Annotated in this window: 13 protein-coding genes; all 13 read left to right on the top strand. The window is 63.8% G+C overall.

Features of this window, described 5'->3' with window-relative positions:
• Nucleotides 1-22: 22 nt before the first annotated feature.
• Nucleotides 23-2,221: a TonB-dependent siderophore receptor gene (locus tag AC1RJW_RS10055; protein WP_493044798.1), complete on the top strand. Its 2,199-nt coding sequence runs from the start codon at nucleotides 23-25 to the stop codon at nucleotides 2,219-2,221.
• Nucleotides 2,222-2,349: 128 nt separating this feature from the next.
• Nucleotides 2,350-2,613, top strand: coding sequence for a hypothetical protein (locus tag AC1RJW_RS10050; protein ID WP_493044797.1), 264 nt, complete (start codon nucleotides 2,350-2,352; stop codon nucleotides 2,611-2,613).
• Nucleotides 2,610-4,307 carry a PepSY-associated TM helix domain-containing protein gene (locus AC1RJW_RS10045; protein WP_493044796.1) on the top strand — a complete coding sequence of 566 codons (1,698 nt, stop codon included), beginning with the start codon at nucleotides 2,610-2,612 and terminating at the stop codon, nucleotides 4,305-4,307. The genes AC1RJW_RS10050 and AC1RJW_RS10045 overlap by 4 nt, the downstream gene beginning before the upstream one ends.
• Nucleotides 4,304-4,645, top strand: a complete 342-nt coding sequence (locus AC1RJW_RS10040; RefSeq protein ID WP_493044795.1) for a DUF3325 domain-containing protein — start codon at nucleotides 4,304-4,306, stop codon at nucleotides 4,643-4,645. The genes AC1RJW_RS10045 and AC1RJW_RS10040 overlap by 4 nt, the downstream gene beginning before the upstream one ends.
• 91 nt (nucleotides 4,646-4,736) lie before the next feature.
• Nucleotides 4,737-5,924, top strand: coding sequence for an efflux RND transporter periplasmic adaptor subunit (locus AC1RJW_RS10035; protein ID WP_493044793.1), 1,188 nt, complete (start codon nucleotides 4,737-4,739; stop codon nucleotides 5,922-5,924).
• A 5-nt stretch (nucleotides 5,925-5,929) separates the two neighbouring features.
• Nucleotides 5,930-7,924 carry a MacB family efflux pump subunit gene (locus tag AC1RJW_RS10030; RefSeq protein ID WP_493044792.1) on the top strand — a complete coding sequence of 665 codons (1,995 nt, stop codon included), beginning with the start codon at nucleotides 5,930-5,932 and terminating at the stop codon, nucleotides 7,922-7,924.
• 196 nt (nucleotides 7,925-8,120) lie between these two features.
• On the top strand, nucleotides 8,121-9,065 hold the full coding sequence (locus AC1RJW_RS10025; protein ID WP_493045147.1) for an ABC transporter substrate-binding protein: 945 nt from the start codon (nucleotides 8,121-8,123) through the stop codon (nucleotides 9,063-9,065).
• Nucleotides 9,066-9,293: 228 nt separating this feature from the next.
• On the top strand, nucleotides 9,294-10,097 hold the full coding sequence (locus AC1RJW_RS10020; protein WP_070218587.1) for a cytochrome C assembly family protein: 804 nt from the start codon (nucleotides 9,294-9,296) through the stop codon (nucleotides 10,095-10,097).
• Nucleotides 10,094-10,348, top strand: a complete 255-nt coding sequence (locus AC1RJW_RS10015) for a PP0621 family protein (RefSeq protein WP_493044791.1) — start codon at nucleotides 10,094-10,096, stop codon at nucleotides 10,346-10,348. The genes AC1RJW_RS10020 and AC1RJW_RS10015 overlap by 4 nt, the downstream gene beginning before the upstream one ends.
• A 119-nt stretch (nucleotides 10,349-10,467) precedes the next feature.
• Nucleotides 10,468-11,541, top strand: coding sequence for a sigma 54-interacting transcriptional regulator (locus tag AC1RJW_RS10010; protein ID WP_493044790.1), 1,074 nt, complete (start codon nucleotides 10,468-10,470; stop codon nucleotides 11,539-11,541).
• Nucleotides 11,519-12,130, top strand: coding sequence for a 1,6-anhydro-N-acetylmuramyl-L-alanine amidase AmpD (gene ampD, locus AC1RJW_RS10005; RefSeq protein WP_493044789.1), 612 nt, complete (start codon nucleotides 11,519-11,521; stop codon nucleotides 12,128-12,130). The genes AC1RJW_RS10010 and ampD overlap by 23 nt, the downstream gene beginning before the upstream one ends.
• A gap of 392 nt (nucleotides 12,131-12,522) precedes the next feature.
• On the top strand, nucleotides 12,523-15,486 hold the full coding sequence (locus AC1RJW_RS10000; RefSeq protein WP_493044788.1) for a ribonucleoside-diphosphate reductase subunit alpha: 2,964 nt from the start codon (nucleotides 12,523-12,525) through the stop codon (nucleotides 15,484-15,486).
• Nucleotides 15,487-15,604: 118 nt separating this feature from the next.
• The gene (locus tag AC1RJW_RS09995; RefSeq protein WP_070218582.1) at nucleotides 15,605-16,756 is read left to right on the top strand and encodes a ribonucleotide-diphosphate reductase subunit beta; all 1,152 of its coding nucleotides are present in this window, start codon (nucleotides 15,605-15,607) and stop codon (nucleotides 16,754-16,756) included.
• Nucleotides 16,757-16,999 lie beyond the last annotated feature (243 nt).

Below are 16,999 nucleotides of genomic sequence, written 5' to 3'. Positions count from 1 at the left end.
GACGCCACCATCAGGAACTTTCATGTCGTACGCTTTGAATTTTGTCAGTTTGCCATCACCTTACTGCGCATTGCGCCCGCTGGCACAAGCGGCTGCGGCCCTGTGCCTGGCCGCCAGCTTGCCGGCGCTGGCGCAGCAGGCGCCCGCCATTCCCGCATCCGAGCAGACCATGGCCGGCGTGTCGGTCACGGCGGGGCGCGATGCGACGACGGAAGGCAGCGGCTCCTATACGACGGGCGTGAGCAACACGGCAACCAAGCTGAACCTGTCGCTGCGCGAGACGCCGCAGTCGGTCAGCGTGCTGACGCGCCAGCAGATCGACGACCTGGGCATCACGACCCTGGACGACGCCGTGCAGTCGATCACGGGGCTGGTCATGCAAAAGGGCAACTTTACGGGCGATTCGGGCAGTTTCAGCGCACGCGGCTTTCCAGTCGACAATATTCTGCTCGACGGCTTGCCCACCAGCCTGGGCGCGAACAACACTTTCAATGGCGACAATGACGACCTGGCCATCTACGACCGCATCGAGGTGGTGCGCGGCGCCACGGGCTTGACCACGGGCAGCGGCACGCCTAGCGCAGCCATCAACCTGGTGCGCAAGCGACCGACGGCCACACCCCAGGCGTCGTTTTCGGCCAGCGTGGGCGGCTGGAGCAACTACCGCCTGGAAGCCGACGCGGCCAACGCGCTCAACGCAGCGAAGACCCTGCGCGGGCGCATCGTCGTCACGGTGCAGGACAAAAAGGATTTTGTCGACGTGCTGCATGGCCGCAATCACCAGCTGTACGGCGTCATCGAGGCCGACCTGCGTCCCGATACCACGCTGACCGTGGGCGCCCACTACCGCAAGACCGATAACGACGGCGTGACGACGGGCGTGGTGACGGCCGCCGACGGCCGCTTTTTGAATTTGCCCCGCTCCACTTACCTGGGCAGCGACTTCGACGGCTGGCGCCAGACCGATAAAACCATCTTCGCCGAACTGGAACACCGTTTCGGCAACGGCTGGAAGGCCAAGCTGGCGGCCACGCGCAAGACGCCCGAGATCGACACGACGTTTTCCGGCATCAACCGCCGCGGCGACACCCTGCGCTTCAATTCGCAAAGCTACCGCGCCGAGGTGGCCAATACCAGCTACGACGCGTATGCCAGCGGCAGCTACAGCCTGTTCGGCCGCGAGCACGAGCTGACCGTCGGCGCCAGCCACCGCCGTTCGTCGAAAAACAGCTATGGCGGCTGGGCGCCGTACAGCTGGGGCGCAGCCGCGCCCGTGCTCGACCCGTTCAACTGGGATGCGGGCAGCGTGACGCGCCCCGTCATCAACTACGCGCAGTGGCACACGGCCAGCATCACCGAGCAAAGCGGCGTCTATGCGGGCACGCGCCTGCGCCTGGCCGAGCCGCTGTCGCTGGTGCTGGGCGGGCGCGTGAGCTGGTACAAGGACGATGCCGGCTACTCGGTGGCGCGCGAATTCACGCCCTACGCCGGTGTCGTGTATGACCTCGACAAGCAGCATTCCGTGTACGCCAGCTGGACCGAGATCTTCCAGCCGCAGGCGTCCACCGATGCCAATGCGCAGCCGTTGAAGCCGATCAGCGGCACCAACTACGAAGCGGGCGTGAAGGGCGAATACTTCGGCGGCGCCCTCAATGCCAGCGCGGCCGTGTTCCAGATCCGCCAGCAGAACCGGGGCGTGGACGACCTGGCTGGCCCGAATCCCTGCCCCGGCAGCACCTGGGGCTATTGCCAGCGCGCGTCGGGCGAAGTGCGCAGCGAAGGCGTGGAACTGGACGTGGCGGGCGCGCTGACGCCCGACTGGCAGCTGTCGGCCGGTTTTACTTATGTGAAGGCGCAATTCACGCGCGACAGCGATCCGGCCAATATTGGCAAGGATTTCAACAGCCGCTATCCGCGCCAGCAGCTCAAGCTGGCCACCAGCTACCGCCTGTCCGGCGCCGCACAGGGCTGGCGCGTCGGCGCGTCGGTGTACGGGCAGGGCGCGACCGAGTCGAGCGACGGCACCTACCATCTGCGCCAGGGCCGCTATGCGATCGTGGGCCTGAATGCGGCCTGGCAGATCGACAGCCGCGCCGAGCTGCGCCTGAACGTCAACAATGCACTCGACAAGCACTATTACCAGAGTATCTATTCCGATGTCTTCGGCAACCTGGTGGGCACGCCGCGCAACCTGATGCTGACATTGAACTACAAACTGTAAACAATCACTTTTGAATGACCTATCTTGATGAAGGATGCATGGCTTATGGATGTGCAGTTGAATCTGGCCCGCGACGGCGTGAACACGCTGGCGCTGCAGGGAGCGCCGCGATGATGAGATCGGCCAACATGATGTTGTTTTCGCGCGTGCTCGCCGCCGTCTTTGGCGGCTATGCGCTGACGTCCGGCGTGGCCGTGCTGCTGGCGGCCGTGCTGCCGCTGTCGCGCGCCGAGGCCGTGCTGACGGCCACCCTGAGCGCCTTTGTCGTGTATACCTGCGCCGTCATCTGGGTCTTTGCCGTGCAGGACCTGCGCCGCGTCTGGATCGGCATGCTGCTGCCAGCCATCGTCTGCGGCGGCATCGGCATGCTGCTGTCGCGAGGTGCCGCATGAACGCCGTCAAGGTCGATAAAGTGGTGAAAACGCCACAGCAGGGCGGCTTGCGCCAGGCAATGGCCTGGCTGCATACGTGGAGCGGCCTGTGGATTTCCTGGCTGCTGTTCGCCATCTTCCTGACCGGCACCCTGGCCGTCTTCGACGACCCGATCGGCCACTGGATGACGCCCGAACACGCGTTGGAAGAAGCGGCGCATGCGAACGATCCGCCGCTGCCGAAGGTCACGGACCGCGCGCACCGCCTGGAGCTGGCGCTCGACTTCATGGCGAAGGAACACCCGAAGGCGGACATGTGGGAAATCTGGCCCGTGCAGCGTCCCGGCCATGGCCTGTCCGCCTACTGGTTCCAGCCCAGCGGCGGCTATGGCTCGGCGGAGCTCGATCCGCTGACGGGCGCCGTCATCGAACATGCGCGCGAGGCAAGCGAGCGCGAAACCATCGGCGGCCACCATTTCGTCGATTTCCACTACGAGCTGCATGCGGGACGCATCGGCGTCTGGATCGTCGGCATCACCACCATGATCATGCTGGTGGCGCTGGTGAGCGGCGTCATCACGCACAAGCGCATCTTCAAGGATTTCTTCACCTTCCGTCCGGCCAAGGGCCAGCGCTCGTGGCTCGACGCACACAACGCGGTAGCCGTGCTGACCTTGCCGTTCCAGTTCATGATCGCCTACACGGGCCTGGCATTTTTCAGCGATGACTATGTGCCGGCGCCCGTGGTGGCGCAATACGGCATGGACAACCCCAAGAAAGCCTTTTTAAGTGACTGGAACGACGCGGGCAAACCTGTGAAGACGGGCCAGCCGCTGGCCATTCCCGCGCTGGAAGCGTTCGCGCAGCGCGCCGAACAGGCCATCGGCCAGGAAATCCGCGCCGTGGTGCTGGACAATCCGAACGATGCCTCCATGCGCGTGTGCATGTATGGCTGGAATGAAGAGACGGATACGATGGAACGCATCAGCGCCAACACGGGCAGGGCTTGCTATGCGCTGGCCACGGGCGAGCAGACCGCCTTGCGCCTGCCCGGCGCGTCCGACACGGGCGGCGCGGGCCTGACGCGCTCCGTCATGTCGAATCTGCACATGGTGGGTTTTGGCGGCACGCCCATGCGCTGGCTGTACTTCTTCTGCGGCTTGGCCGGCACGGCCATGATGGGCACGGGCGCCATTTTGTTCATGGTCAAGCGGCGCCAGAAGTCGGGCGGCGAGTTCGGCACCTACACGCAGCGCGTCTACCGCGTCATCGAATGCCTGAACGTGGCGGCGATTGCCGGCCTGTCCATCGCCTGCGTGGGCTTCCTGTGGGCGAACCGTTTGATCCCCGTCGGCCTCGAGTACCGCGCCGGCTGGGAAGTGCGGGCCTTCTTCGGCGTGTGGTTTTTGATGCTCGTGCACGCCTGCCTGCGCGCGGAAAAGCGCGCGTGGATCGAGCAACTGTGCCTGCTGGCCGCCCTGTGCCTGCTGCTGCCTGTCCTGAATGTGCTGAGCACAGGCGACAACCTGGCGGCGCAAATCGCGCGCGGCGACTGGGAAAGCGCCGGCGTGGAGCTGGGCTGCATGGCCTTCGGCCTGCTGGCCGCCTGGGGCGCGTGGAAAGTCCACAAACGCAAGGAAAAACCGCTCAAAAAGACGGCAAGCAAGGAAACACCATCGGTCAGCCTGCACGTCACTACGGAAGGACAGTCATGATTAACACCATCTTGTGCGCGCTGGGTCTGTCGTATGCGGGCATGGCCAGCCTCTCGCTGGCGATGGACCGCCACCATGGCCAGGTCTGGGGCACGGATGCGGCGCCGAACGTGCGGCGCGCGCTGCAGCTGGCGGGCGCCGTCCTGCTGGCGCTGGCCATCTGGCCTTGCGTGGCCGGCTGGAGTGCCACCGTCGGCGTCGTCGCCTGGCTGGGATTCATCGGGGCCGGGGCGCTGCTGGTGGCCCTGCTGCTGCCGTATGCCCCCCGCTTGTTGTTGCGTAGTACCCTGCTGGCAGCCGTCGCCGCGCTGGCAGGTCTTGTGACGTTCCTGCGGTGATGTCCACCGCTATTTTCAAGGATAGACCGATGCATTTTTCACGTTTGGCGACACCGTTTTACTTTACCTGTAACCGCAAGGCGGCTGCCTGATGGCGGCCCGCCTGCCTTCCCGCCGCGCCCGCATCCTCGGCGGCGTGGTCTTGCTGGCGCTGTTTGGCACCGGCACCCTGTGGGCTACGCGCGGCCCGGCCACCGTGTTCGACACGGCGCCCGTCAAGCGCGGCAATATCGAAGCCAGCGTCACGGCCATCGGCACCCTGCAGCCGCAAACCTATGTCGACGTGGGCGCGCAGGTGTCTGGCCAGATCACGCGCCTGCACGTGCAGCCGGGCAGCGCCGTGGAAAAGGGCCAGTTGCTGGCCGAGATCGACCCCAGCGTGCAGCAGGCCACGGTCGACGCGGGCCGCGCCGCGCTGGCGGGCTTGCGCGCGCAACTGGCCGACCAGCAGGCGCAGCACCGCCTGGCGGGCCAGCAGCACGTGCGCCAGAAGCGGATGGCCAAGTTCGATTCGACACCCTTGGCCGACCTGGAGACGGCCGAAGCCACCTTGGCCTCGGCTGGCGCCAAGATCGACCACCTGAAGGCGCAGATCGCCCAGACCCAGGCCAGCCTGAAGGCGGACGAGGCGCGCCTCGGCTATACGCGCATCTACGCGCCGATGGCCGGCAAGGTGGTGGGGCTGGACGCGAAAGAGGGGCAAACCTTGAACGCCACGTATCAGACGCCGAATATCCTGCGCATTGCCGACCTGTCGGCCATGACGGTATGGACGGAAGTGTCGGAAGCGGACGTGCGCCGCGTGCGCCCGGACATGCCCGTGTACTTCACCACTCTGGGCGGCGACCAGCGGCGCTGGAGCGGCAAGGTGCGGCAAGTGCTGCCGGCCCCGCCGGTGCCCGGTGGTGCTGCCGCCGGCACGGCCCTGGCGCCGTCGACCAGCAAGGTAATCCTTTATACCGTGCTGTTCGACGTCGATAACGCCGATGGCGAACTGATGCCGCAGATGACGGCGCAAGTGGTGTTTGTCACGGCCGCGGCGAACAATGTGCTGGCCGTGCCCTTGCCGGCCCTGAAGCCATCGACGGAAGAAGGCGCCAAACCGGGGCAGTTCACGGCCCGCGTGATGGATGCGGACGGCAAGGTCGATACGCGCACCGTCACCGTGGGCGTGCGCAACCGCCTCAGCGCGGAAGTGCTGCAAGGCTTGCGCGAAGGCGAATTGCTGGTGACGGGCGAGCAGCCGGCCGGCAGTGGCGCCAGCAGGTTCCAGCTGTGAGCGCCATGAGCGAGGTCAGGTCGCTGGGGCAGTCCGGGGAACCCGGCCAGCCGGCGCCACTGATTGAACTTGCCGGCATCCGCAAGCGCTACGGCGGCCATGACGGCGCGCCGGCCGTGGAAGTGCTGCGCGGGTTGACTCTGTCCATCGGCGCCGGCGAATTCGTCGCCATCGTGGGCGCGTCCGGTTCCGGCAAGTCGACCCTGATGCATCTGCTCGGCTGTCTCGACAGGCCCAGCGACGGCAGCTACCGCTTCGCCGGCCAGGACGTGGCCAGCCTGAATCCCGATGAACTGGCGTGGCTGCGGCGCGAAGCGTTCGGCTTCGTCTTCCAGGGGTATCACCTGATCGCCACCGAATCGGCGCGCGAAAACGTGGAAGTGCCGGCCCTGTACGCGGGCATGCCGGCCGCCGCCCGCCACGCCCGCTCGGATGCGCTGCTCAAGCGCCTGGGCCTGGGTGAGCGGCTCGACCACCGGCCGAATCAATTGTCGGGCGGGCAGCAGCAGCGCGTGTCGATCGCGCGTGCCCTGATGAATGGCGGGCGCATCATCCTCGCCGATGAACCGACGGGGGCGTTAGATAGCAGCAGCGGCGCCGAAGTCATGGCCCTCTTGGGCGAACTGGCCGACGCGGGCCATACCATCATCCTCATCACGCATGACCGCAAGGTGGCGGCCCAGGCGCGCCGCGTGATCGAGATCAGCGATGGCGAAATCATCGCGGACACGGGCGCCATCGCCATTCCCGCCACGTCGACGGCCCTGCCGCCGCTGGACATGTCGCGCGCCGCCCACGACACGGGCGCGTCGCTGGGCACGGAATTGCTCGATGCGGCGCGCGCCGCCTGGCGCGTGTTGTGGATCAACCGCTTCCGCACGGGCTTGACCCTGCTCGGCATCGTCATCGGCGTCGCTTCCGTGATCGTCATGCTGGCCATCGGCCTGGGCACGCGCCAGCAGGTGATGGCGCAATTGGGCGCCTTCGGCTCGAACTTGCTGTACATGGCGTCGCGCGGCGAAAGCTCGCGCATCCCCGGGCGCAGCATCACCCTGGCCGACCTCGATGCGCTCAAGGACGTACCGGGCATTTCCCACGTGCTGCCGAATGTCACAGGCAACAAGGTGATACGCCACGGCAACCTCGACGTGCAGACCTATGTGCGCGGCACGGGGCCGGCTCTGCCGCAGATCCAGACCTGGCCCGTGGCCAAAGGCGGCTTCTTTACCGAGGAAGACGAGCGCGAGATGGCCACCGTGGCCGTGCTGGGCGCGCACCTGGCCGAAAAGCTGATGCCCGACGTGCCCAATCCCGTGGGGCAGAGCATCCTGATCGGGAACGTGCCGTTCCAGGTGATCGGCGTGATGAGCGCGAAGGGCGCGCTGACGGGCGAGAAGGATGAAGACGACGTGCTGCTGCTGCCGTTTTCCACGGCCGGCATCCGCGTCTTCGGCCAGCGCGAGCCGACGTACACGGTCATGGCCGTGGACGACGTCAAGCGCGTGACCGAGGTGGAGGCGGCGGTCGACGCCACCATGTTCGAGCGCCACCGCATCCGCGACTACGGCATCAGCAACGCGGCCGCGTCGATTGCCGCCGAAGCGAAGACGCAGGACAACATGACCATGATGCTCAGCCTGATCGCCGCCGTCTCGCTGGTGGTGGGCGGCATCGGCGTCATGAACGTGATGCTGATGACGGTGCGCGAGCGCACGCGCGAAATCGGCATCCGCATGGCGACGGGCGCGCGCCGGCGCGACATCCTGCGCCAGTTCCTCACCGAGGCCGTGCTGGTGTCGGTGGTGGGCGGCGTGGCCGGCATCGTGGTCGGCGTGACGGTGGCCGGCCTGCTGCTGGTATGGGACGTGCCTGTGATCTTTTCCCTGAGCGCCATCGGCGGCGCGTTTGCCTGCGCCGTGGTGACGGGGCTGGTGTTTGGCTTCATGCCGGCGCGCAAGGCGTCGGGACTCGATCCGGTGGTGGCGCTGGCGGGGCAGTAGCAATAGACAGTAGTAACAACGCCGGCAGCGTGGCTGCCGGCAAAAAAATGTTGCCCTGGCTCCAACACGCGGTACTATCTCCCCATAATAAGAGCAGTGTTTCGTGTTTTATGCCCTTGCGGGCACATACCAACCACCACAGGAGAACCCGATGCAGAAAAAATCAACCTTGAAGACCGGTATCGCCGCCGCCCTCATGCTGGGGTTCGGCATGGGAGCGGTGCAGGTACAGGCGCAGGAAGTCGTGCGCTTGGGTAACTTGAAATTCGCCCATTACGGCGCCGTGTCGTACATCAAGGAAATCGCGCCCAAGTGCGGCATCAAGGTCGAAGAGCATGTCTTCGCCAAAGGCCTCGACGTGATGCAGGCGATTATCGCGGGTGAGCTGGACGTGGGCGCGACGGCGTCCGAAGCGGCCATTTCCGGCCGCGCCGGCGGCGCACCGATCTATGTAGTGGCCGGCTTTGCCAAGGGCGGCGCGCGCCTGGTGGCGGGCGCAGGGCAAAAGATCGCCAGCGTCAAGGAACTCAAGGGCAAGCGCGTGGGCGTGACGCGCGGCGGCATCCAGGAAGTGCTGCTGCTGGCCGAGCTGTCGCAGGCGGGCCTGACCTATTCCGAAACCAAGGGCAAGGATGTGCAGCTGGTGTTCCTGGCCTACGCCGACTTGAATCAGGCGCTGATGGGCAAGAATATCGATGCCATGATGCAGTCGGAGCCGCAATCGTCGCAGGCGATCAACAAGGGTTTCGGCGTGGAAATATTAAAGCCGTACGACACGCCCATCGGCGAGCCCGTGCGCACCATGGTGATGACGGAAAAGTTCTACAAGGAACGCCGTCCGGTGGCGGAAAAATTCATGCGCTGCTTCGTCGAAGCGACGAAAACCTTTATCGACAACAAGGCGACGGCGGAAAAGTATGTGCGTGAAGTCGTGTTCCGCGGCCAGATCACGAAGGATGACTTCGACGACGCGATCAGCAATTCGCCGTATTCGTACGACATCTCGCCCGAGCATATCCAAGTCACCACGGATGTGATGGTGAAAACGGGCGTGGGCCGCATGACAAAACCGCCCGTGGCCAAGGACTGGGTCAAGACGGACTTGCTCGAGCAGGCGAAAAAGAGCCTGAATGTGAAGTAAACCGGATATTGGCATTACCCGATGGCTCGCTTAGCGGGCCATCATTTTTTTGCGGCATACTATATATATGTAGCGGTGCGAAAGATTGCCGAAATCTTGAGGGTGCGCCACCCCGTCGCGGCCGAGGCGCGATATCATGGCAGGCTTGCGGTATCGGCTGGCGCCAATTGCCTACAGCCCATACTGTCGCTTGAATCGCGCTTGCCGGCTATGGTGTAAACTTAAACTATGCAGATCTATTTCTTTTTCATCGCCGCCCTGTTGTACGCGGCGTGCGCGGTGCTTCCCTCGTCCCGTGCCCGGCTCATTGCCGGCCTGACCGGCGTTGCCTGGCTGGCGCACGCCGCCACCCTGTGGTTCGACCTGATGGCGCCTGGCACCTTGCGGTTCGGTTTTTCCGCCATGCTGTCGGCCGCGCTGTGGGTCTCGGTCGGCGCCTACTGGATAGAGAACCGCAATTTCAGCCTGGACGGGCTGCGCCGCATGGTCATGCCCAGCGCCGTCATCGCCATCGGCCTTGCCTGGGCTTTTCCCGGCAGCCAGGTCAGCATGGAAGGCAAGTCGGCTGTCTTCGGCTGGCATATTGCCGTGGCAGTGCTCGCGTACAGCACCTTGACAATCGCCGCTTTTCACGCCGTACTCATGGCGCTGCAGGAGTCGCGCCTGCATACGCGCAGCGAAAGCCGCGGCTTCATCGGCAGCGCGCTGGACCAGTTGCCAGCCCTGTTGACGATGGAAAAGTTGCTTTTCCGCATGATCGGCCTGGGTTTCATCCTGCTCAGCCTGACCGTGCTGTCGGGTATCGTGTTTTCCGAGCAATTATTTGGCAAGGCGCTCAACTGGGATCACAAATCGGTGTTTACCATGCTGTCGTGGCTATTGTTTGCCGCCCTGCTGGCAGGGCGCCGCTTTCGCGGCTGGCGCGGCAAGACGGCCCTGAGCTTCACCCTGGCCGGTTTCGCCACCTTGCTGCTGGCCTATGTCGGCAGCCGTTTTGTACTGGAAGTGGTTTTACACCGAGGATTCGCATGACACGTGTTTTATTCTGGCTGGCGCTGGTGTTCCTGGTGCTGTTTGCTATCCGCAGCAAGATCCGCGGCATGCAGCAGCGCGCCCGCGCACAGCAGCAGCCAAACCCGTTTACGCCGCCGGCCCGGCCGCAGGAATTGCCCGATGCCGAGCTGATGCTGTGCTGCGCCCATTGCGGCGTGTACTACCCGGCCTCGGAAAACGTGCAGGCAAAGGGCCACGATTACTGCAGCCACGCGCACGCCACCTTGTAAGGGCAGGCCCGCAGCTTCGCGCGCGTTGCTCATCCGTATCGTAACGACCTCCTGCACCCATCCGGCGTAGCATCTGCAGCAGGCGGTTTGCCACCGCCATTGCAGAAAGGCGCGTCCCCATGTCCCGTTCCAGCCCGCATACCGTGCCCACCGCCGACAAGCCGGGGGCGCCGCAACTGAGCGGCAACTCGCTGCCCATGCAGGCGCTGCGCGCGCAGATAAGCCGCATCGCCCGCTGCGGCGCACCGGTGGCGATCCGCGGCGAATCGGGCACGGGCAAGGAATTGGCGGCGCGCGCCATCCATGCGCAGGGCGCGCGCGCCGGCTTTCCGTTTATCGCCGTCAACTGCGGCGCCATTCCCGAAGCGCTGATGGAAGCGGAATTCTTCGGCTGCCGCCCCGGCGCCTATACGGGCGCGCTGCACGAACGCCAAGGCTTGTTCCAGGCGGCCCATGGCGGCAGCCTGCTGCTCGACGAAGTCGATGACCTGCCCCTGGCCATGCAGGTGAAACTGCTGCGCGTGCTGCAGGAGCGCCGCGTGCGCAAGCTGGGCGGCAATACTGACGAGGCGATTGATGTGCGCATCCTGTGCGCCAGCCAGCAGGGCCTGGCGCGCGGCATGGCCGCCGGCACGTTCCGCCAGGATCTGTTTTACCGGCTCAATGTGATCGAGCTGGCGCTGCCGCCGCTGCGCGAGCGGCGCGGCGATCTGCAGGTATTATGTGAGGTGATCCTCGCGCGTCTGTCGCCACGCCGGGCCGTGAGCCTGGCGCCGCCCGTGCTGGCGGCCCTGGCCGCATATGCGTTTCCCGGCAATGTGCGCGAACTGGAAAACGTTCTGGAGCGGGCGCTGGCCTTTGCCGACGGCGGCGTGATCGCGCTCGACGGGCTGGCCTTGCCATCCACGCCGGGCAGCATGCCGTTGCGGGCGGCGCCGGCACTGCCGGCCGCGCCGGAGCGGCAACTGTGCCTGCCCGGCATGGCGGCATATGGTGTGGCCCCGCTCCTGCCGCTGGACGTGTATTTGCGCCAGGCCGAGCGCGACATGATCATGCAGGCGCTGGTGCAGGCGCGCTATCACCGCGCACGGGCGGCGCGCCAGCTGGGGCTGAGCGTGCGCCAGTTGCGTTACCGTATGCAGAAATTGACGATACAGGAAGCCCTACTTGATGAGCGCATGGACGATAGATGAAGATGGCTGGTGCGACGGCGCACTGCGCTATGACTCGCCGCACCACGACGCGCGCCCGGACGGTGCGCAAGTCGACTTGCTGGTGATCCATAACATCAGCTTGCCGGGCGGCCACTTCGGCGGACCGCATGTGTCGGACTTGTTTACGGGCCGGGTAGATTATAATGCCGATCCTTCTTTCGCCGACCTGCGTGGCTTGCAGGTGTCGGCGCACTTTTTTGTGCGGCGCGATGGCGCGCTGTTGCAATATGTTTCTGCTGATCAACGTGCCTGGCATGCGGGCGCATCCATGTTTGAAGGACGCCCGCAATGCAATGGCTATTCCATCGGTATCGAAATGGAAGGCTCGGACTTTGTCCCCTTTCAGCCGCAGCAATACCGCGTGCTGGCGGTGCTGACGGCGGCGCTGGTGGCACGCTACGGGCTGTCCCAGGTACGTGGCCACGAGCATATCGCACCGGGGAGGAAGACGGATCCGGGGCCGTTTTTTGACTGGCATTTTTACCAAGTATGCTGGCTGGAAACCCTGCGCGGGCAGCCTGCGTTAGCGCTTACTTCGCGGGGATTGGGCTTTCCATCCATACCCTGAAAAGTCAACCGAAATCGTATATGAAAATACAAAAAATTACGCCGACGGATGCCGGAAAACTATTGCATCGCCCTTCGATGAGCACTACAATTAGTGCAGAAGTTGGATGTAAAGACTATATGTAGTGCCATCACAGACGTTTTCAGAATTATTGTCAAAGCTACCCGGATTGCTGATAAAGCACTGGAACTGGCGGTTTATCACCCTTGATCGTGTTTCGCGCCAGCCGGGCAGTACGGTGTGGCGCTATGGATTCTGACCCTGTTTTATGCATTATAAATTTACTATTTAGCAACAAATACCTGAAGAAACCCTGACCATCGGGCGTTCTATTCAACAACACACGCGGCAGAAAAACTGCAGGCTGACTTTAGCTGACAACGGGAGCTTCAATGCAATCACCACAAGATATTTCCATCCATCCAACGCCAGTATCGCCAGCGCCAGGCGCGGCCAACAGCGTGGCGAGCACGGGCGCGGCATTGGGCGACTATCGCATCATCCGCCGCAACGGCGCGGTGGTGGCATTTGAGCCTTCGAAGATCGCCATCGCCATGACCAAGGCGTTTTTGGCCGTTAACGGCGGCCAGGGCGCAGCCTCGGCACGCATCCGCGAACTGGTGGAGCAGCTGACCGACGGCGTCGTCGCCGCGCTGGTGCGCCGCCATCCGGGCGGCGGCACCTTCCATATCGAAGACGTGCAAGACCAGGTGGAACTGTCGCTGATGCGTTCGGGCGAGCACGACGTGGCGCGTGCCTACGTGCTGTACCGTGCCAAGCACATGGAAGAGCGCCGTCTGCAGAAGGAAGCGCAAGGCGCATCCGCGCAAGTTTCCGCACCACAATTAAATGTCACCGACAACGGCGTGCGCCGCCTGCTGGACATGCAGGAAGTGCGCGACCTGATCAACGCCGCCTGCGCCGGCCTGGAAAAGCACGTCGATGCCGATGCCATCCTGGCTGAAACGGTGAAGAACCTGTACGACGGCGTGCCCGTCGAAGAGCTGCACAAGTCGGCCATCCTGGCGGCGCGCGCGCTGATGGAAAAAGACCCGGCCTACAGCCAGGTCACGGCCCGCATCCTGCTGCACACGGTGCGCAAGGAAGTGTTCGGCAAGGAAGTGCCGCAAGCGGCTGCCGCCGCCGAATACCTGACGTATTTCCCGCAATACATCGCCAAGGGCATCGCCGCCGAGCTGCTGAACCCGGTACTCGCCAGCTTCGACCTGGAGCGCCTGGCGAAAGCCATCGTCGCCGACCGCGACTTGCAATTCGGCTACATCGGCCTGCAAACCCTGTACGACCGCTACTTCCTGCACATCCAGGACGTGCGCATCGAAATGCCGCAAGCGTTCTACATGCGCGTGGCCATGGGCCTGGCGCTGAACGAAGCGGACCGCGAAGCGCGCGCCATCGAGTTCTACAGCCTGCTGTCCTCGTTCGACTTCATGAGCTCGACCCCGACCCTGTTCAATTCGGGCACCCTGCGCTCGCAGCTGTCGTCGTGCTACCTGAGCACCGTCTCCGATGACCTGGAAGGCATCTACGACGCCATCAAGGACAACGCGCTGCTGGCCAAGTTCGCCGGCGGCCTGGGCAACGACTGGACACCGGTGCGCGCCCTGGGCGCCCACATCAAGGGCACCAACGGCAAGTCGCAAGGCGTGGTGCCGTTCCTGAAAGTGGTCAACGACACGGCCGTGGCAGTCAACCAGGGCGGCAAGCGCAAGGGCGCCGTCTGCGCCTACCTGGAAACCTGGCACATGGACATCGAGGAATTCCTCGACCTGCGCAAGAACACGGGCGACGACCGCCGCCGCACGCACGACATGAACACGGCGAACTGGATTCCCGACATGTTCATGAAGCGCGTCATGGAAAAAGGCGAATGGACCCTGTTCTCGCCATCGGACACGCCAGACCTGCACGACAAGGTCGGCAAGGCCTTTGAACAGGCTTACCTGGGCTACGAAGCCAAGGCCGCCGCCGGCGAAATCCGCGTCTTCAAGAAGATCGCCGCGCTGGACCTGTGGCGCAAGATGCTGTCGATGCTGTTCGAAACGGGCCACCCATGGATCACGTTCAAGGATCCTTGCAACATCCGCAGCCCGCAGTCGCACGTCGGCGTCGTCCACAGCTCGAACCTGTGCACGGAAATCACCCTGAACACCAGCAGCGATGAAATCGCCGTCTGCAACCTCGGCTCCGTGAACATGCCGGCGCACATGAAAGAAGGCAAGCTCGATCACGTCAAGCTGGCCAAGACCGTCCGCACCGCCATGCGCATGCTCGACAACGTCATCGACATCAACTACTACGCCGTCGACAAGGCGCGCAATTCGAACATGCGCCACCGTCCGGTCGGCATGGGCGTGATGGGCTTCCAGGACTGCCTGCACATGATGCGCGTGCCGTTCGCCTCGGACGCGGCTGTCAGCTTCGCCGACACCTCGATGGAAGCCGTCTGCTACTACGCCTACCTGGCGTCGACGGAACTGGCCGAAGAGCGCGGCCGCTATGAGTCGTACGCCGGTTCGCTGTGGGACCGCGGCATCCTGCCGCAGGATTCGGTCAAACTGCTGGCCGAAGAGCGCGGCGGCTACCTGGAAGTCGATTCCTCGTCGGCCATGGACTGGACCCCGGTGCGCGAACGCATCGCCAAGTTCGGCATGCGCAACTCGAACTGCGTGGCGATCGCCCCGACGGCGACGATTTCGAACATCATCGGCGTCTCGGCCTGTATCGAGCCGACGTTCCAGAACCTGTACGTGAAATCGAACCTGTCGGGCGAATTCACCGAGATCAACGGCTACCTGGTGCGCGACCTGAAGGCGCGCGACCTGTGGGATGAAGTCATGATCTCCGACCTGAAGTACTTCGACGGCTCGTTGGTGAAGATCGACCGCATCCCGCAAGACTTGCGCGACATCTACGCCACAGCCTTTGAAGTGTCGCCAAGCTGGCTGGTGGAAGCGGCTTCGCGTCGCCAGAAGTGGATCGACCAGGCACAGTCGCTGAACATCTACATGGCGGGCGCTTCGGGCAAGAAACTGGACGAGACCTACAAGCTGGCATGGCTGCGTGGCTTGAAAACCACCTACTACCTGCGTACCATCGCCGCTACCCACATGGAGAAATCGACCTCCAAGACGGGCGCCCTGAACGCCGTGGCAGTCGATGGCGGCATGTCGGCCAGCGCACAGAGCGCCCAGGCAGCCGTCGTGGCAGCGGCAGCAGTGGCCGTGGCGCCGGTGGCAGCCGTGGCAGCGGCAGCGGCAGCGGACGACGCCGATGGCGAAGCCTGCTACCTGCGCCCGGGTGATGACGGCTTCGAAGAGTGCGAAGCCTGCCAGTAAGATTTTAGTTGTCAGCCCAGAACTTCTGGGCTGATTCAATGTTGTCAATGTCCGCATTGTCCGATTCAACGGGCCTGTTGCGGACCGCCGGCTCGCCGGCATGGAAAGGAAGAAGAATATGTCGTTGTCTTGGGATGATGAAACCACGTCGGCAGCTGTGCCGCGTCCGGCGCAGCAAGCGCCACTGGGAAATACCGATTTGAACCTGCCGGCCGGCGCCGAGCCGTCCGAAGCGAACGCCGAACAAGTGGCGCGCCGCGTGAATGCCGACGACAAGCGCATCATCAACGGCAAGACGGACGTCAACCAGCTGGTGCCGTTCAAGTACAAATGGGCGTGGGATAAATACCTGGCAGGCTGCGCCAACCACTGGATGCCGCAGGAAGTGAACATGCAGCGCGATATCGAGCTGTGGAAAAACCCGAACGGCCTGACGGACGACGAGCGCCGCCTGGTCAAGCGCAATCTGGGCTTCTTCGTGACGGCCGACTCGCTGGCCGCCAATAATATCGTGCTGGGCACCTACCGCCACATCACGGCGCCCGAGTGCCGCCAGTACCTGCTGCGCCAGGCGTTCGAGGAAGCGATCCACACGCACGCCTACCAGTACATCGTCGAATCGCTGGGACTGGACGAAGGCGAGATCTTCAACGCCTACAACGAAGTCAAGTCGATCCGCGACAAGGATGAATTCCTGATCCCGTTCATCAACACCCTGACCGACCCGGCGTTCGTCACCGGCACGGTGGAAAACGACCAGAAACTGCTGAAGTCCCTGATCGTGTTTGCCTGCCTGATGGAAGGCCTGTTCTTCTACGTCGGTTTCACGCAGATCCTGGCGCTGGGCCGCCAGAACAAGATGATGGGCGCGGCCGAGCAGTACCAGTACATCCTGCGCGACGAATCGATGCACTGTAACTTCGGCATCGATTTGATCAATACGATCAAGATGGAAAACCCGCAGCTGTGGACGGCCGCCTTCCGCGAAGAGATCAAGGATCTGTTCATGAAGGCCGTGGAACTGGAATACGCGTACGCGGAAGACACCATGCCGCGCGGCGTGCTGGGTCTGAACGCGCCGATGTTCAAGGGTTACCTGCGCTTCATCGCCAACCGCCGCGCGCAGCAGATCGGCATCGAGCCGCTGTTCGCCCAGGAAGAAAATCCGTTCCCGTGGATGAGCGAGATGATCGACATGAAGAAGGAGCGCAACTTCTTCGAGACCCGCGTGACCGAGTATCAAACGGGTGGTGCGCTGAACTGGGAATAAGCTTTTTCCCGCCAACGCCAAGAAGCGCCGTCATCGTGACGGCGCTTTTTTTTTTGCGTGCATGGCGGCGGAAAAATGCGTGCATCATCCCGCCATGCGAGGAGGCTTGCGCCAGGATTTTCGGATGCCGCGCATGGCCGCATGGCGGGTCCAAAAAAGCATTTCCGGAGACGCTGGCGGCGGCATTTGCCGCGCGATTGTGCGATAGCACGCGTATCGTGCAAAAAAGCAGGCGAAAACGTG

The sequence above is a fragment of the Janthinobacterium sp. GW822-FHT07A03 genome (assembly GCF_058798815.1).
The sequence above is the reverse complement of the archived record's forward strand: the minus strand, read 5'-3'. Positions and strand labels throughout refer to the sequence as shown.

Coding starts and splice junctions, on each gene's coding strand:
- AC1RJW_RS10035 (WP_493044793.1), top strand. CDS start 4,737: ATGGCGGCCCGCCTGCCTTCCCGCCGCGCCCGCATCCTCGGCGGCGTG.
- AC1RJW_RS09995 (WP_070218582.1), top strand. CDS start 15,605: ATGTCGTTGTCTTGGGATGATGAAACCACGTCGGCAGCTGTGCCGCGT.
- AC1RJW_RS10050 (WP_493044797.1), top strand. CDS start 2,350: ATGATGTTGTTTTCGCGCGTGCTCGCCGCCGTCTTTGGCGGCTATGCG.
- AC1RJW_RS10040 (WP_493044795.1), top strand. CDS start 4,304: ATGATTAACACCATCTTGTGCGCGCTGGGTCTGTCGTATGCGGGCATG.
- AC1RJW_RS10055 (WP_493044798.1), top strand. CDS start 23: ATGTCGTACGCTTTGAATTTTGTCAGTTTGCCATCACCTTACTGCGCA.
- AC1RJW_RS10025 (WP_493045147.1), top strand. CDS start 8,121: ATGCTGGGGTTCGGCATGGGAGCGGTGCAGGTACAGGCGCAGGAAGTC.
- AC1RJW_RS10045 (WP_493044796.1), top strand. CDS start 2,610: ATGAACGCCGTCAAGGTCGATAAAGTGGTGAAAACGCCACAGCAGGGC.
- AC1RJW_RS10020 (WP_070218587.1), top strand. CDS start 9,294: ATGCAGATCTATTTCTTTTTCATCGCCGCCCTGTTGTACGCGGCGTGC.
- AC1RJW_RS10030 (WP_493044792.1), top strand. CDS start 5,930: ATGAGCGAGGTCAGGTCGCTGGGGCAGTCCGGGGAACCCGGCCAGCCG.
- AC1RJW_RS10000 (WP_493044788.1), top strand. CDS start 12,523: ATGCAATCACCACAAGATATTTCCATCCATCCAACGCCAGTATCGCCA.
- AC1RJW_RS10010 (WP_493044790.1), top strand. CDS start 10,468: ATGTCCCGTTCCAGCCCGCATACCGTGCCCACCGCCGACAAGCCGGGG.
- ampD (WP_493044789.1), top strand. CDS start 11,519: ATGAGCGCATGGACGATAGATGAAGATGGCTGGTGCGACGGCGCACTG.
- AC1RJW_RS10015 (WP_493044791.1), top strand. CDS start 10,094: ATGACACGTGTTTTATTCTGGCTGGCGCTGGTGTTCCTGGTGCTGTTT.